The organism is Mesorhizobium sp. WSM4308 (genome assembly GCF_002294905.1).
In the GTDB taxonomy this organism is placed as follows: Bacteria; Pseudomonadota; Alphaproteobacteria; order Rhizobiales; family Rhizobiaceae; genus Mesorhizobium.
Window position 1 is genome coordinate 95390 of record NZ_NSFW01000021.1, and the last position, 15266, is coordinate 110655.

Sequence of the window (15266 nt, forward strand, 5' to 3'; positions counted from 1 at the left end):
AATTGTCCTGTGGCGTTCAGCCTCGCGGCAGGACGCCGCTTTGACCAACTCGCGTTACGGGCATACGCTGCCGCCAGCAAATAGCAGCCGGAGCCCGCCATGGACCCGCTCATACTGTCGCGCATCCAGTTCGGCGCGAATATTTCGTTCCATATTCTGTTTCCGACGATCACCATTGCACTTGGCTGGGTGCTGCTGTTCTTCAAGCTGCGCTACAACGCGACCAACGATTCCGCCTGGATGCGCGCCTATTTCACCTGGGTGAAGGTGTTCGCGCTGTCCTTCGCCATGGGCGTGGTGTCCGGTGTCACCATGAGCTTCCAGTTCGGCACCAACTGGCCGGGCTATATGGAGCATGTCGGCAACATCGCCGGGCCGCTGCTGGCCTACGAGATCCTCACCGCCTTCTTCCTCGAGGCGGCCTTCCTCGGCATCATGCTGTTCGGCTTCCGCCGCGTCTCCAACCGCGTCCACACGCTGGCGACGGTGCTGGTCGCCGGCGGCACCACCCTGTCGGCCTTCTGGATCATAGCGCTGAATTCCTGGATGCAGACGCCGGCCGGCTTCGAGATGATTGACGGCAAGGCGCATGCGGTCGACTGGTGGGCCATCGTCTTCAACCCGTCGATGCCCTATCGGCTGGTCCATATGCTCCTGGCCTCGGGGCTGACGGTCTCGTTCCTGATATCGGGCCTGTCGGCGCTGCGTTATCTCAACGGCGACCGCTCGGAATCGATGTGGAAGGCGTTGCGCACCGGTGTCTTCACCGCCGCGATCCTGATCCCCATCCAGATCCTTGCCGGCGACCAGCATGGGCTGAACACGCTGGAGCACCAGCCGCAGAAGATCGCCGCCATGGAGGCCAACTGGAACACCGGCCCCAACGTGCCGCTGGTGCTGTTCGCGCTGCCCGACGAGGCGGCCAAGGAAAACAAATTCGAGGTCGCCATCCCCGACGGCGCAAGCCTGGTGCTGCGGCACTCGACCGACGGCGTGGTGCCGGGGCTGAACGATTTTCCCGGCAACCATCCGCCGGTCTTCCCAATCTTCTGGAGCTTCCGCATCATGGTCGGCACCGGCCTTCTGATGCTCGCCGTCTCTTGGTCGGCCGCCTTCTTCCTCAAGCGCCGGCACAGCCTGCCCAAGCCGCTCGCCATGCTGATGGTGCCGATGGCACTGTCGGGCTGGCTGGCGACGCTGGCCGGCTGGTACACGACCGAGATCGGCCGCCAGCCCTGGCTGGTCACCGGCGTGCTCAAGACCGCCGATGCCGTCGGCCCGGTGGCGGGCAGCCATGTCGCGCTGACGCTCGCCGTCTATCTGATCCTCTACGTGCTGTTGCTGATCGCCTATCTCGGCGTGCTGGTGCATCTGGCGCTGAAAGCGGCGAAGGATGGTGATTCATCACCGCTGCCGGGCGTCATGAAAGCAGCCATGTCACAGCCGGCGGCTGGGGAGTAGGAAAAATGACCTTCGACTGGCCTACCGCTCTCCCGCTGATCTTCGCCGGACTGATGGGCCTCGCCATCCTGATCTATGTCATTCTCGACGGTTTCGACCTCGGCATCGGCATCCTGTTCGCCATGGCCGAGGACGCGGAGCAGGACACGATGATCGCGGCGATCGGCCCGTTCTGGGACGCCAACGAGACCTGGCTGGTTCTGGCCGTCGGCCTGCTGCTGGTCGCCTTCCCGATGGCGCATGGCGTCATCCTCACCGCGCTCTACATTCCCGTCTTCGTGCTCTTGGTCGGGCTGATCCTGCGCGGCGTCGCCTTCGATTTTCGCGCCAAGGTGCCGAGCGGCAAGAAGCATCGCTGGAACCGCATCTTTTTCCTCGGCTCCGTCATCGCCTCGCTGGCGCAGGGCTATATGCTGGGCGTCTATGTGCTCGGCCTTGATGTCGGCCTGGGCGGTACGGCGTTCGGCGTGCTGGTGGCGTTGTGCCTGGCCGCCGCCTATGCGGCGATGGGTGCCGCCTGGGTGATCTACAAGACCGAAGGCGAGCTGCAGAGGAAAGCGGTGCGCTGGCTGCGCACCGCGCTGGTGCTGACGGCGCTGGGCATGGCGGCGGTGTCGCTGGCCACGCCTTTCGCCAGCCCGCGCATCTTCGACAAATGGTTCGTCTGGCCGCAGATGCTCTATCTCTCGCCGCTGCCGATCCTGTCGGCGCTGTTGTTCCTGTGGCTGTGGCGGCAGACCTTCCATCTGCCGAAGCCCGACGACCGCCATGCGCTGACGCCGTTCCTGACGCTGGCCGCCATCTTCGTGCTCGGCTTTGCCGGCCTCGCCTGGTCGTTCTACCCGTTCGTCGTGCCCGACAAATTGACGATATGGCAGGCGGCGTCGGCGACCGAAAGCCTGGCCATCATCCTTGTCGGCACGGTGGTGGTGCTGCCGATCATCATTTTCTATTCCTTCTATGCCTACCGCGTGTTCGGCGGTAAGGCGACGGATCTGACCTACGATTGAGGGGCCGGCCGTTCCGTCTTCAGATCAGCCCGCTGGCGCGCGCGGCAGCGGAGGCCTCGCCGCGCGAGACGGCATCCAGCTTGCCCAGCACCGCCGAGACGTGGTGATCGACCGTCTTGGGCGAAATGGCGAGATGCTCGGCTATGCGTTTGTTGGAGAGACCCCGCTCGATCAGCTGCAGCACTTCCATCTGGCGCTGGGTCAGGCCGGCGCTGTTGGCGCGCGTGGTGCGGCGCGGTCCACGCGCGATGCCGATGACGCCGTTTCGCCGCATGATGTCGCGCACATGGCTCGCGACGGGCCGGGCGCCGAGCGCCTCGAGGATCTCCAGCGCCGCCCGCTGTGCCGCCTCATCGCCCTGCGCCAGCGCCAGGGCGCGTTCGTAAGGCGCGTCGAGTTCGGCCCACGCCGCGGCTGCTCCCCGCCAGTCGCCGGCCAGCAGCATCCGGTAGGGCGCGGCCATGCCAGATGTGTCGCCCGGATCTGCATCGGGTGCCAGCATCTGCCGCCAGGCGGCCAGTTCGGCGAAGACCGCCCGGGTCGGCGACATGCTCTCGGCAAGGCCGATCAGCCGCAGCGCCTCATCCTTTTCCGCCTCCCCCAGCCAGGCCCGTTCGGCCATCACAGCCGCGTAGGGTAACAGCCGCTGCAGTTCGGCGCCCTTCTCCAGAAACCGCTTCATCTCCGCCAGGAGCGGCTCTGCCGAGGGGTCGCCGCGGCGGACCCTCAGCCGCGACAGCGCCACGAGGGCGGGATAGCGCACCAGCGCCGTCGCCCGGTCGTTGGCAACCACATCCAGCGCCTCGGCAGCCGCGTCATCCCAGCGTCCGTTGCGCACCAACAACTGGGCCCGCACGCCACGCATGTAATCGCGCCAGGTCGCCAGATCGTTCTCGACGCAGTAGTCGATGCCGCGATCAAGGAAGGATTGGACCTGGCTGTAGCCCAACTGGTTCATCTCGCCACACGCGCAGTTGGTGAAGGCGCGCGCGGCATGTTCCTGAAAATTCTGCTCCAGCGCGATCTCGAGGCTGCGGGCAAGATGCAGCCTGCTGCTGCTCAGGTCCAGCCACTGCTCGGCGGCGCCGACATTGTTGAGAGCATGGCAAACGACTTCCGGCCTGTTCAACCGTTCGGCGAGTTCGATCGCCCTGGCGCCGAGCGACAAGGTCTCGTCCAGCCTTTCGGCCAGCATCGCAAGCTGCGAAAGGTTCGAATAGGCCATGGCGAGTTCGGCGCTGTCCGGGACGGTTTCCAGCAATGCGACCGCCTGGGCGCCGAACATGTCGGCCGCCTGTCGGTCCCCCAGAAGATAGGCGAAGCGCGACAGCCATCTCAGGCTGTCGCCTTCCTTCAGCCTGTTGCCCAGCGCCTGTTGCAACACACGTGCCTGTTCCTGCGCCTTGATGGCTTCGTCTATGCGCGCGATCAAATGGCACTCGAACGCATATTGCTCGTAAAGCCCGGCGCGCTCATCTTGAGGCAAGGTGTCGGCCTGCCGCAGGGCAACCTCGTAGTAGCCGGCGGCGTCGCGATGGGCGCCGACACGCGAGGCCTCCCGCGCCGCGACCGGTGCGAACTCACGCACCGCCTGCAGATTGTGCGCCTCGACCGCATGGTGGACGAGGCGCGCGGTAGCGACACCACCATTCTCGAGCAGCGCCGACAGCGCACGCTGATTGAACAGTCTCCTGGAACTCGTCGTCAGCATCATCTCGATGGCGCGGCGCGCGATCTCGTGTCGGAAGGCGTAGCCGTCGCCGAGATCGTCGAGCAGGCCGTTCGACACACATTCCGCGAGCTGGCCGGCAGCGGCGACGCCGCACAGGCCCTGCAGTGCCCACGCGTCGGCGCGTCTGGGAAAGACCGAAACCGCATCGAGCATCGAGCGGGCGCCGGCCGACAGCCGGCCGGCCCGTGCGACGACGGCGTCGCGCACGCTGGCAGGCGGCGTCATCTCATTGTCCGCGCACAAAAGCTCGGTAACGAAGAAGGCATTGCCCGCCGTCGCGCGGTAGATGGCATCGCCATCACGGCCGGCGGCATTGGCAAGCAACAGCACCGCCGTCTCGCTCAACAGGGGCACATCGATGCGCACGACGTTGCCGGCGGGAATTTCGCCGAGCACGCGGCGCACGCGCATCTGCCCTTCACTGCGGTCGGTGCGCGCCGTCAGGGCGAGCAGGATGTGGGTGTTGGCGATGCGGCGCCCCAGGAAGCGAACGAAATCCAGTGTCGCGTCGTCGGCCCAGTGCAGATCCTCGATGATCAGGAGCGTCGGCTGCGTCCTTGCCTCGAAGACTTCCAGCGCGTCGGAAAACAGGGGCAACCTCTGCCCCTGCCGGGCGTCGATCGCCCGCGGCATCGCCCATTGCGCCTCGCGGGCAAGATCGTAGAGCGGGCCGAGCGGATCCGGGATCGACAAATCCTCGCAGGCGCTGCGGAAGATGCGCGTGCCATCGGCAACCTTGCCGACGAAAGCCTCGACAAGCGCCGACTTGCCGGCGCCTGCCTCGCCCGACAGCGCCACCACGCGGCCGCGTCCATTCGCGGCCTCCGCGAGAAGTTCATCCAGCTGCGCCAGCTGTGTCTGCCGTTCCAGAAGCATCATCATTCGCCCAGAAAGGATTATGTTTCGGCGGTTCCCCGACGTCCGCCAGAAGCGTCCGGGACCATGACCGACAATGTGACCCTCCACACATTTCGGTGCAACCTCACACATAACGTCGCCACTATGGGGAATCTTCCCACAAAACATAGGGAAAGGCTCCGATGCGCGGCCATGGCGAGCGTGGTCAATGTCCAGGCGCGCTCAAATCGAGCGTGAAACCATGGAAAAGGAAAACCAATATGCCTCGCTATGTGGTTCAACGCACATTTCCCGATGGCCTCAGCGTGCCGATGAACGATGCCGGCGCCGACGCGCTTGGCGGCGTCATCATGCGCAACGCCGAGAAGGGCGTGACCTGGGTGCAGTCCTTCGTCTCGCCGGACAAGAAGCAGAGCTTCTGCATTTACGATGCGCCCTCGCCGGAAGCGATCCGCAGCACCGCGCAGAAAAACGCGCTCCCGGTCGACAAGATCACGGAGGTGCGGGTTCTTGACCCTTACTTTTACCGTTGATCGCGGCAATGCGCATGCAACTGGCCTTCGCGGCGATGGCGGCTTGCCTGACAACGCGTCCAGCGAGGTGTCGGCGGCTTCGAGACCAGTCGCACGAGGCCCGTTACCGGGTCGGCTTTTGCGCGGGCTTGCCGCCTTGCTGTTCGCACCATTGCGCTCGAGGCGGCGCCGGTTGCCACCGCAGGACGACTATCTGAGACGCGACATCGGCTTGCCGGAGCTCGTGGAGCTGCCGCAATACTGGGACTTCACCCGGTCGGACAGATGATGCGCCCAGCCTAGCCCAGACTTCGCGGCGGGGGCGGCCGCTCCCGCTTGCAATCAACAAACCAGGAGAGAAAATGAACATTCATGTGTGGACCAGGCACCTCATCAACCTGTCGATCCTGTCGATCGCGGCAACGGCGGCGAATGCCGATGGCACCGGCACGCTGGAGGAGAAGGTGCGGGCAGCCGACAGCCGCTTCGAGAATGTGGCGATGGCCACCGCGGAAGGCTATGCACCCATCCCTTGCGCCAGTGGAATAACCGGCGGCGCCATGGGCATTCACTATGTCAACGCTGCCTATCTCAAGGACGATGCGGTCGATCTAACGAAGCCGGAAGCCGTCATGTACGAGCCGATGGCGGACGGCACGCAAAAGCTGGTGGCGGTCGAGTACATCACCTCGAAAGGGCCGGCTTCGCTGGAGGGACAGCTGTTCAACTTCAACAGCGCGCCCAACCGCTATGGCCTGGGCCCCTTCTATGAGCTGCATGTCTGGGCCTGGAAGAAGAACCCGACAGGCACCTTCGCCGACATGAACCCTGACGTTTCGTGCGATGCGATGAAGCCCATGTAACCAGGACGCGAATCTCCCCCTTCGTGGGGGAGATTCGCCGTGTGTGGAGCGCTGACCTTCTGTCGCAGGAGGTTGGGCCTGGTAGGACCGACTCCCTCTGGCCTGCCGGCCATCTCCCCCTCGAGGGGGAGATAAGCAAGCCTCAATTGCTCGCCGACAGCACCAGCACCGGCTTGTCGCTGTACAGCGCCGGGAACAGCTGCTTCAGGTTCGCCACCTTGGGCAGGTCGTTGTAGACGATGTAGGGATAGGTCGGGTTCAGCGTCAGAAAATCCTGGTGGTAGTTCTCGGCCGGGTAGAAGGTCTTGCCGGTCTCGATCGTGGTGACGATTGGTGCCGGATAGAGCTTGGCCTTGTCGAGCTGCTCGATATAGCTCTGCGCGATCTTCTTTTGCGTGTCGTTCTCGGCGAAGATCGTCGAGCGGTACTGGGTGCCGGAATCCGGTCCCTGGAAGTTCAGCTGCGTCGGATTGTGGGCGACCGAGAAATAGACCTGCAGCAGCTGGCCATAGGTCACCTTCGACGGGTCGTAGGTGATCTCGACGGATTCGGCATGGCCGGTGCGGCCGGTGCCGACGGTCTCGTAGACCGCGTCATCCTTGGCGCCGCCGGTATAGCCGGAGACCGCCTTGCTGACGCCCTTGACGTGCTGGAACACGCCCTGCACGCCCCAGAAGCAGCCGCCGGCGAAGATCGCCGTCTCGCTGCCCGGGGCGGCCTTTTCGTCCATTGCCGGCGGCGGGATCACCACCGCGTCCTCGGCCGAGCGCGCCGGCGTCTGCCACAAGGCCGCCGCCGCCACCGCCGCGAAACCGAGCACGGCCAACGCGCCGCGGGTAAAGAACGGCCGTGTCTTTTCGATACCGGTCATGTTCTGATCTCCTGTTGTTGTTCCAATATATACGACGCAAGCCGCCAGTAGGTCTCAATTTGCCGTGCGGCGGCTCCTGTCGTCGGCCTCATCCGGCCCTCCGGGCCACCTTCTCCCCGAGGGGGAGAAGGTGCCGCTCGCCCCGGAACGGTCAGGCGAGCGAAGCGGTGAGGGGCAGCCGACCTGCTTACTGCGCTGGCTTCATCGCGTCGGTGGCCGGCTTCATCGCATCCGCCGCCGGTTTCATGGCGTCGGCGGCAGGCTTCATGGCGTCCGCTGCGGGCTTCATCGCATTGGTGGCCATCGGGTCGGCGGGCTTCATGGCGTCGGTCGCGGGCTTCATGGCATCCGCCGGCTTCATGGCATCCGCCGGCTTCATGGCGTCGGTGGCCATCGCATTGGCCGGCTTCATGGCGTTGGTCGCGTCGTCGGCACGGGCGCCGGCGACGAAGACGGCGGCCGAGAGCGCGAAGGCGAGCGCCGGCAGGGTCAGGTACTTGGTCATGGAAGTCTCCTTGGGTTTTGGCGCGCAAGCGGGCCGGGTGATGCGTTGCCGCGGCATGCGGCCCCGCGCGAAGAGAAAGAAAATCAGTTGGTGGCGGCGGCCAGGATCGGCCCGCCGCCCGGCGATTGCACCAGCACGGCGGTGCTCAGGCCGCCCGAGGCGGCGGGCAGCGCATAGGAAGTGGCGTTACCGCTCCAGCTGCCGAGTTTTTCCAGCGCGTGCACGACATTGGCATGCGGCAGCGTGCGGCCGGTGTTTTCGCCGCGCGCCACCGGCACCTGCACGACGCCCTTGGCATAGCGCACCAGCCAGACATCGGCCTTGCCGCCCGGTGCGGCGCCTGCGCCGATCGCCACCTTGCCGGCCTCGAGCGACAGCGAGGGGCCGCCGGTCTTGCCGGTCGCGGAAATCAGATGCTCGATCTCGCCCGGTGCGGCGCCGACCACATCGGCGTGGCCGTTGACCACCACCTGCGGCGTGAACGGCCCGTCATGGCCGAGCGGCGGCTCGTAGGAGACCTGGCGCTGGGTGAATTCCTGCTTTCCAAAAGTGTCCTTCCAGCCGAGATAATCCCAGTAGGTGACGTTGAACGACAGCGCCAGCACGCCGGGCTGGTCCTTCACCTTGATCAGATTGGCATTGGCCGGCGGGCAGGACGAGCAGCCCTGGCTGGTGAACAGTTCGACCACGCTGAGCGGCTGCGCGGCGGCGGCACCGAGCGACGCGGCGAGCGCCAGTGCGCCCAGGCTGGACAGGGCAATGAACTTTGAGGCTCTCGGCATGGGACGGCTCCGTGGGGGCGGCGCTGGGATGCGCCGGTCATTCCCCCACTTCGCCGCCATCCGCCCCTTCGTTACAGCGCTCACCGGTTTGTGATGAAGGCACCTCTACGCCAGTGGCCCGAAACGCCACAGCGAGGTGTAGTGCATGATCGGCCGCTCGAGCCTTGCGCCCGCGGCGACAAATCGCTTTCCCGCATCCAGCATGGGCTGGAAGGTATCGAGTTGCCTGGCGTGCTCCAGCGTGTCCCACACACTGGTGTTGATCAGCGACGATGTAGCCTCGTCGGCGCCGGCGTAGAAGACGAGCAGCCCCGGCAGTGCCTCGATGCCGGGCCGAAGCTCTGCCTCGTCGTCCACCATCATCTCTCGAAACGACGCGAACTTCGCTGCATCGCAGCGCAGGATGGAAACGCGCAGCACGGAATCAGGCATCGGCTTCTTCTCCAGGAGTTGACGCGCTCCAGGCTAGGCCACGCCGACCCGGGCCGCCAATACCGTGCCCAATCAAGATTGAGTGCGCATGGGGCGCGCCCTTCCCTTCTCCCCTTGCGGGAGAAGGTGGCCTCGCGAAGCGAGGTCGGATGAGGGGTGCTCCAGCGGAGTGAGGCGTTGGCGTTCCCTGGAACACCCCTCATCCGTCTCGCCGCTACGCGGCGATCCACCTTCTCCCGCAAGGGGAGAAGGAAGACGCGCGCCATCACCGCCAGGGCTGCAGACTGGTATCTCTTACATAGGCGATGATCGTGTCGCAGACGGCGTTGAGGTCTTTCAGGACATCGTCATTCCAGAAACGCAGAACCCGAAAGCCCTTGGCCTCGAGCTCGGTCTTGCGGATCTGGTCCGTATCCGGACCCGCATGCTGGCTGCCATCGATCTCGATGATCAGCCGAGCTTCAGGGCAAACGAAATCGGCGACGTATTTTCCGATAGGCGCCTGGCGCCGGAATTTTATCCGGTCGAGTCTGCGATCGCGCAGCTCCTGCCAGAGCCTGCCTTCCGCTTCCGTCATCTCGCGCCGGAGCGAGCGGGCAAATTTACGCTTGGCTTGGGTGACGGGTTGATGCGGCATGGCGCCAGATTAGCCAGACCCGGCGTTCCGTCCAACCATCCGTCTCGCCGCTACGCGGCGATCCACCTTCTCCCGCAAGGGGAGAAGGTGAGCAGCGTCTGTCCCTACTGCGTCAGCGCTGTGTCCGAGGGCCGCTTGTTGAAGTCGCACTTGCCGGAGATGTTGTAGACGAAGTCGGCATTCGTATAATCCGCGGGAAGGGTTGTACCGCCGTCTTCCCAGGCCTGGTAGCTGGTCTGCGAGCAAGGCACGACGCTGAAGATGTCAACCAGCTTGCCCGCGTCAACCTCGGTCAAAGGCGTGGGTGTGGTGCCCAGATAGAGGTGGTCGGAGGTGGTGGCGTCGTTCGATTTGAACGTCGCCTTGTTGCCGGTCGTAACATCCATCTGCAGGAAAAGCTGGCCCATCTGGCTGACGTCGACGTTGGCGCCGGCACCGGTGGCTGGCACGTTGGTGGTGGCGCAAATGGTCTGGTAATAGATCGTCTTGCCGCTGTTGCTGTCATACTGCCCGGGGCTCAGGATCGCGCCCGCCGGCGGGCTGGTGAAAGCGGCCGTCGAGCCGATGGTGGTACACGTCTGCGTCTGGACCACCGTCGACGTCGAACCATTGACAAGCGATATCGTCGTCGTGCCGTAACCCTTCGGTTCCGTTATGGAATAGGACCTGCCGCCCACCTTGTATGAATAGATGTAGGGCGCGTAGACATAGCTGGCCGTCATCAGTTTTTGCGGAGTCGTCGCACTGAAGTTCGTGCCGTAAAGCGTCATCGTCTTGTTCCAGTAACCCGACACCTTGTCGATCTTGAAGCTCGCATTGACGAGCGCCGGCGGCTTGCTGACCGCCGACGCGACGGCGATCGGCACGGTGTTGATCCTGGCGATCTGCATGAATGTGGTCGGCATGGAGAAACTTGCCGAGGCCTGGCCGGTGGCGGCGGTGGTGGTGGTACCAGCCACAAAACTGTTCAGCGTCGCAGTGCCCTGGCCACCGTTGGCGGCGAAGGAATCCTGCAGCGCCGTCTGGCGCTGCGCCAGCGTCGAGGTGGTGTCCATGGTGGTGATCGACAGGAGCGCGGCATCCAGGGCCTGCTGCTGGTTGGACCGGACCTGGATCGCGCTGGTATAGTCGATCGAGAAGCCGACGGCGCTTATGACAGGCACCAGCGTGAGAAAGAACAGCGGCATCATCGAGCCGCTGCGCGAACGGGCAAACCCGCCTGCAACTTTCAGCATTTTTTTACCCCGCGGATATTAGTGATGGGGCATATAGCACGCGGCGGCAAACCAAGGTCTAACGCGATCGATCAAAGTTTAAGCATCCACGGCCGCCGGGGCCGGCATTTGGCGCGGCTCGCCGCTTTGTGATCGAAGGCGCCGCCCTTGCGCCGCAAGCCTTGCCGCCGCAAGCCACCCCTGCTAAAGCGCGCGACATGAGCACGCCCCTCGACCACATCAGAAATTTCTCCATCGTCGCCCATATCGACCATGGCAAATCCACGCTCGCCGACCGCCTGATCCAGTCCACCGGCGGGCTGGAGCTGCGCGACATGAAGGAGCAGGTGCTGGACTCGATGGACATCGAGCGCGAGCGCGGCATCACCATCAAGGCGCAGACGGTGCGGCTGAAATACCGCGCCAACAATGGCGAGGATTATATCCTCAACCTCATCGACACGCCCGGACATGTCGACTTCGCCTATGAAGTGTCGCGCTCGCTCGCCGCCTGCGAGGGCTCGCTGCTCGTGGTCGACGCCTCGCAGGGCGTCGAGGCGCAGACGCTCGCCAATGTCTACCAGGCGATCGACAACAACCACGAGATCGTCGTGGTGCTGAACAAGGTCGACCTGCCGGCCGCCGAGCCCGAGCGCATCCGCGAGCAGGTCGAGGAGGTGATCGGCATCGACGCTTCCGGCGCCGTGCTGATCTCGGCCAAGACCGGCCTTGGCATTCCCGACGTGCTGGAAGCCATCGTCCACCAATTGCCGCCGCCGCGCGAGGGCGATGCGACAGCACCCTTGAAGGCCATGCTGGTCGACAGCTGGTACGACGCCTATCTCGGCGTCATCGTGCTGGTGCGCATCATCGACGGCGTGCTGAAGAAGGGCCAGACCATCCGCATGATGGGCACCGGCGCCAAATATCTGGTCGAGCGCACCGGCGTGTTCACGCCCGCCCGCATCAATGTCGACGAACTCGGCCCCGGCGAGTTCGGCTTCTTCACCGGCTCGATCAAGGAAGTGGCCGACACCCGCGTCGGCGACACCATCACCGAGGACAGGCGCCAGACCGCGCATGCGCTGCCCGGCTTCAAGCCGGCGCAGCCTGTGGTGTTCTGCGGGCTGTTCCCGGTCGATGCCGCCGATTTCGAGGATCTGCGCGCCGCCGTCGGCAAGCTGCGCCTCAACGACGCGTCCTTCTCCTATGAAATGGAAACCAGCGCCGCGCTCGGCTTCGGCTATCGCTGCGGCTTCCTTGGCCTGCTGCATCTGGAAATCATCCAGGAGCGGCTGGAGCGCGAGTTCAACCTCGACCTGATCGCCACCGCGCCCTCCGTCGTCTACCGGCTGCTGCTCAATGACGGCTCGGTGAAGGAACTGCACAACCCGGCCGACATGCCCGACGTGGTGAAGATCTCGGCCATCGAGGAGCCGTGGATCCGCGCCACCATCCTCACCCCCGACGACTATCTCGGCGGCATATTGAAGCTCTGCCAGGACCGGCGCGGCATCCAGGCCGACCTGTCCTATGTCGGCAAACGCGCCATGCTGACCTACGATCTGCCGCTCAACGAAGTCGTCTTCGACTTCTATGACCGGCTGAAGTCGATCTCCAAGGGCTACGCCTCGTTCGACTATCACCTGACCGACTACCGCGAGGGCGATCTGGTGAAGATGTCGATCCTGGTCAATGAGGAGCCGGTCGACGCGCTCTCCATGCTGGTGCACCGCACGGCGGCGGAAAAGCGCGGCCGGCAGATGTGCGAGAAGCTGAAGGAGCTGATCCCGCACCACCTCTTCAAGATCCCGATCCAGGCCGCGATCGGCGGCAAGGTGATTGCGCGAGAAACCATCTCCGCCCTGCGCAAGGACGTCACCGCCAAGTGCTACGGCGGCGACGTGAGCCGCAAGCGCAAGCTCTTGGACAAGCAGAAAGAAGGCAAGAAGCGGATGCGGCAGTTTGGGAAGGTCGATATCCCGCAGGAGGCGTTTATCCAGGCTTTGAAGATGGGCGATTGAGAAGCCGGTTGGCGCGCGGAGCGCGCCAAGTCATCGATCCGGTGGATCGATTGAAGGGGCAGACGACTGGAACCATACCGGGGCAGGACGTCATTCTGCCCGTCAGCTAGTTGGGAGCGGTAGTGCGAATATATCGGTTGACCTCGGATGGCCGGCAATGGCCGCCTGCCCAAAAAGATGGCCTGTTTGTTCTTGGTGACCCAGGAGCCCAGAACATCAAACACCACAAAAAGAATGAGGTTCTTGTTCGAAGCGAAGAAGAGGCAATACGCCTGATTCTGAAAGGCTTCTCAATTCGTATTGAAACGAAAACGCGGCCGTCACTCGTTCGACGCAACATCTTTGTCGATGGAAAGCGCGTGAGCTGAGAGCGAGGAATCCCTCTATTTTGGCACCAGACCGACTGAAGTATTGATATTTATCGTAGGTTCCCTAACATAGACCCGGGATTTGGGGAGGGGCTTACATGGAACTAAAAATAGGCAAAATTACGCTTCCCGGACCAGTTTTAATTCCCTCCATTTCGATTTTTGAGACGCAGGGAAAGTTGACAGATGCGTTGCCTCTACAGGACGCACTAAGTGAGCCGATTACCCTTCTCTCGGCTCACGATATTGAAAAACAGCCTGAACTCAAAAACCAGATATCTCATTTTAGGGATCGAGGTGGCGTAGTCTTCATTGACAGTGGTGGCTACGAGGCATCGCGAATAGGACGATACGTCAAGGGTTACAGAGAAAGCTGGACAATAGAAAATTACAAGTCGGTAATTGACGCTTGCGAGCATGATCTCGCAGCTAGCTTTGACCTGTTTATGACCGAGGGTGAGGCCGCACAGGATTTTCAGCTAAGACTCTACGATTTTCTTGCGCACGAACACGACTTCATCGAAAAGAGTAAAATCGTACCAGTAGTTCATCTCCACAATTTCTCGGGCGCTCCGTCTTTAAATCACGAAGAAGCCGTTGATCTGGTGGATCGTATTGCAGCCGAAATTGATCCCAGCTTTATTGCTATTCCCGAGCGAGAGCTTGGGGACGGCCTCGCCGCGAAGCGCGAGCTAACGAAGAAAATCACTTCCAAGCTTGCCGAAAAGGAGCGCAGGACTGGACTGCATATTTTGGGATGCGGGAACCCTCTATCATTCGCAATTTTGGCTGAGGCGGGGATCGCAATGGCCGATGGTCTTGAGTGGTGCCGCACCCTCGTTGGGCCAAATTTTCATTTGCACCACTTTCAGCATGGGACCCTGTTTCCAGAGCCCGACTTCGATGTGTATAACCCAACGGCGGACGTGATTCGCGAAAAGAGTCAACACTACCTCACGTTGACCCTGGCAAGAAATTTGCACGCTCTGCAAGGCTTTGTGAGGCAGGTCATCGATGCGATAGAGGGCGGCGAACTCGCTGGTTTCCTTGAGCGGAATTTTGGCAAGCAGGCCGCACAGCTCATAAGATAAGATCAGGATTCGGTGGTTACTTTTGTCCATATATTCGACAACTTGATTGACGAATATAAAGCGGGGCAATTTGGAACAATTGATGAACATCAACAACAATACTTCGACCAAAGATCAATTGAGCGGACTCTGATTACTTGCATACTTTCCAGCACATGGACTTATGAGAAGGCTACCAACGCCGCCGACGTTTTCCTGAGGGAATTCCGAGGGAATGGCATTGGTCTTAATGAAGATGCGATAGAATTGCTGTTACGCAGCAACCGGGTCCGACACCGGTTCCCAAAGTCCAAAGCTAGGCAGTTAAAGGCGTCTCTTTCTGCCATCGACAAAATCCAGGAATCGCCCGTCGATTTTTTCACCGGTTTTGACTCAGAGCGATTGGCTCGGGACTTCGTTTCGACTAATTTCCCCGGGCTTGGCTACAAGCAGTCGAGTATGTTTCTTCGTGACATCGGGGTAGCGCGTGAGCTCGCCGTGATCGATATTCACATAGTGTGGTTCCTCGAGAACGTTGAAAGCTTGAAAGTGCCTAATCTAAGTAAGAGAAACTATCTCCTTCTTGAGGACTACCTAAAGGCGTTTAGTGATAAAGTCGGAATTGGCATGAACGCCCTCGACCGGCTGATTTGGGCGAGCGTTCGCGAGTTTCGAAAGATGAAAAGGGCTAAAGGTTGCGGGATGCAGTATGTCTTGCCTCTGGCGGGCTAGATTCAAATACGTGCCTCTACCTGTTGAAGCAGAATGGCCTTGAGCCGTTGCCGCTGTTTATCGACTATGGTCAGATAAACGCGGAAAGGGAATTTCAGTCACTCAACAAAGCATGCCGCGACCTCCACTTGGGATTGCCGGTGAGATTGGATTTTTCAAGTTTTGGTCGCCACGTCAAATCAGGACTGACGGACC

At 62.3% G+C, this 15266-nt stretch carries 15 protein-coding genes; 8 read left to right on the forward strand and 7 right to left on the reverse strand.

Features of this window, described 5'->3' with window-relative positions; translation table 11 throughout:
- Window positions 1-99 precede the first annotated feature (99 nt).
- Together CK227_RS30685 and CK227_RS30690 are read left to right on the forward strand one after the other, a co-directional pair.
- Window positions 100-1461: a cytochrome ubiquinol oxidase subunit I gene (locus tag CK227_RS30685; RefSeq protein WP_095775626.1), complete on the forward strand. Its 1362-nt coding sequence runs from the start codon at window positions 100-102 to the stop codon at window positions 1459-1461.
- Between the two features lie 5 nt (window positions 1462-1466).
- Window positions 1467-2471 (forward strand): cytochrome d ubiquinol oxidase subunit II, encoded by a 1005-nt coding sequence (locus CK227_RS30690; protein WP_095775627.1) that lies wholly within the window; start codon window positions 1467-1469, stop codon window positions 2469-2471.
- Between the two features lie 19 nt (window positions 2472-2490).
- Here CK227_RS30690 and CK227_RS30695 read toward each other — a convergent pair whose 3' ends face one another.
- On the reverse strand, window positions 2491-5079 hold the full coding sequence (locus CK227_RS30695) for an AAA family ATPase (protein WP_095775670.1): 2589 nt from the start codon (window positions 5077-5079) through the stop codon (window positions 2491-2493).
- 242 nt (window positions 5080-5321) lie between these two features.
- Here CK227_RS30695 and CK227_RS30700 point away from each other — a divergent pair, with 242 nt between their 5' ends.
- Together CK227_RS30700 and CK227_RS30710 are read left to right on the forward strand one after the other, a co-directional pair.
- On the forward strand, window positions 5322-5594 hold the full coding sequence (locus CK227_RS30700) for a DUF4242 domain-containing protein (protein ID WP_095775628.1): 273 nt from the start codon (window positions 5322-5324) through the stop codon (window positions 5592-5594).
- A 341-nt stretch (window positions 5595-5935) separates the two neighbouring features.
- Complete coding sequence (locus CK227_RS30710) at window positions 5936-6436, forward strand: hypothetical protein (RefSeq protein ID WP_095775630.1); 501 nt, start codon at window positions 5936-5938, stop codon at window positions 6434-6436.
- Window positions 6437-6578: 142 nt separating this feature from the next.
- On the opposite strand, the gene msrA is transcribed toward CK227_RS30710, so the two are convergent.
- From msrA to CK227_RS30740, 6 genes are all read right to left on the reverse strand, one after another.
- The gene (gene msrA / locus CK227_RS30715; RefSeq protein ID WP_095775631.1) at window positions 6579-7307 is read right to left on the reverse strand and encodes a peptide-methionine (S)-S-oxide reductase MsrA; all 729 of its coding nucleotides are present in this window, start codon (window positions 7305-7307) and stop codon (window positions 6579-6581) included.
- A gap of 187 nt (window positions 7308-7494) precedes the next feature.
- Window positions 7495-7812 (reverse strand): hypothetical protein, encoded by a 318-nt coding sequence (locus CK227_RS30720; RefSeq protein ID WP_095775632.1) that lies wholly within the window; start codon window positions 7810-7812, stop codon window positions 7495-7497.
- 83 nt (window positions 7813-7895) lie between these two features.
- Complete coding sequence (locus CK227_RS30725) at window positions 7896-8594, reverse strand: DUF1223 domain-containing protein (RefSeq protein ID WP_095775633.1); 699 nt, start codon at window positions 8592-8594, stop codon at window positions 7896-7898.
- Between the two features lie 105 nt (window positions 8595-8699).
- Window positions 8700-9026, reverse strand: a complete 327-nt coding sequence (locus tag CK227_RS30730) for a hypothetical protein (protein WP_095775634.1) — start codon at window positions 9024-9026, stop codon at window positions 8700-8702.
- A 265-nt stretch (window positions 9027-9291) separates the two neighbouring features.
- Entirely contained in the window at window positions 9292-9663 is a 372-nt protein-coding gene (locus tag CK227_RS30735; protein WP_095775635.1) for an endonuclease domain-containing protein, read from the reverse strand.
- 104 nt (window positions 9664-9767) lie between these two features.
- Window positions 9768-10898, reverse strand: coding sequence for a pilus assembly protein TadG-related protein (locus CK227_RS30740; protein WP_095775636.1), 1131 nt, complete (start codon window positions 10896-10898; stop codon window positions 9768-9770).
- A 197-nt stretch (window positions 10899-11095) separates the two neighbouring features.
- On the opposite strand from CK227_RS30740, the gene lepA reads away from it, so the two are divergent.
- From lepA to CK227_RS30755, 4 genes are all read left to right on the forward strand, one after another.
- Entirely contained in the window at window positions 11096-12901 is a 1806-nt protein-coding gene (gene lepA / locus CK227_RS30745) for a translation elongation factor 4 (protein ID WP_095775671.1), read from the forward strand.
- 137 nt (window positions 12902-13038) lie between these two features.
- On the forward strand, window positions 13039-13269 hold the full coding sequence (locus tag CK227_RS36450; protein ID WP_143750551.1) for a hypothetical protein: 231 nt from the start codon (window positions 13039-13041) through the stop codon (window positions 13267-13269).
- Window positions 13270-13367: 98 nt separating this feature from the next.
- Complete coding sequence (locus tag CK227_RS30750) at window positions 13368-14360, forward strand: hypothetical protein (RefSeq protein ID WP_095775637.1); 993 nt, start codon at window positions 13368-13370, stop codon at window positions 14358-14360.
- Between the two features lie 12 nt (window positions 14361-14372).
- Window positions 14373-15071, forward strand: a complete 699-nt coding sequence (locus tag CK227_RS30755; protein WP_095775638.1) for a hypothetical protein — start codon at window positions 14373-14375, stop codon at window positions 15069-15071.
- Window positions 15072-15266 lie beyond the last annotated feature (195 nt).

Bases quoted from the DNA above. Each gene is read 5' to 3' on its own strand.
- CK227_RS30685 (WP_095775626.1), top strand. From the start codon at position 100: ATGGACCCGCTCATACTGTCGCGCATCCAGTTCGGCGCGAATATTTCG.
- CK227_RS30690 (WP_095775627.1), top strand. From the start codon at position 1,467: ATGACCTTCGACTGGCCTACCGCTCTCCCGCTGATCTTCGCCGGACTG.
- CK227_RS30695 (WP_095775670.1), bottom strand. From the start codon at position 5,079: ATGCTTCTGGAACGGCAGACACAGCTGGCGCAGCTGGATGAACTTCTC.
- CK227_RS30700 (WP_095775628.1), top strand. From the start codon at position 5,322: ATGCCTCGCTATGTGGTTCAACGCACATTTCCCGATGGCCTCAGCGTG.
- CK227_RS30710 (WP_095775630.1), top strand. From the start codon at position 5,936: ATGAACATTCATGTGTGGACCAGGCACCTCATCAACCTGTCGATCCTG.
- msrA (WP_095775631.1), bottom strand. From the start codon at position 7,307: ATGACCGGTATCGAAAAGACACGGCCGTTCTTTACCCGCGGCGCGTTG.
- CK227_RS30720 (WP_095775632.1), bottom strand. From the start codon at position 7,812: ATGACCAAGTACCTGACCCTGCCGGCGCTCGCCTTCGCGCTCTCGGCC.
- CK227_RS30725 (WP_095775633.1), bottom strand. From the start codon at position 8,594: ATGCCGAGAGCCTCAAAGTTCATTGCCCTGTCCAGCCTGGGCGCACTG.
- CK227_RS30730 (WP_095775634.1), bottom strand. From the start codon at position 9,026: ATGCCTGATTCCGTGCTGCGCGTTTCCATCCTGCGCTGCGATGCAGCG.
- CK227_RS30735 (WP_095775635.1), bottom strand. From the start codon at position 9,663: ATGCCGCATCAACCCGTCACCCAAGCCAAGCGTAAATTTGCCCGCTCG.
- CK227_RS30740 (WP_095775636.1), bottom strand. From the start codon at position 10,898: ATGCTGAAAGTTGCAGGCGGGTTTGCCCGTTCGCGCAGCGGCTCGATG.
- lepA (WP_095775671.1), top strand. From the start codon at position 11,096: ATGAGCACGCCCCTCGACCACATCAGAAATTTCTCCATCGTCGCCCAT.
- CK227_RS30750 (WP_095775637.1), top strand. From the start codon at position 13,368: ATGGAACTAAAAATAGGCAAAATTACGCTTCCCGGACCAGTTTTAATT.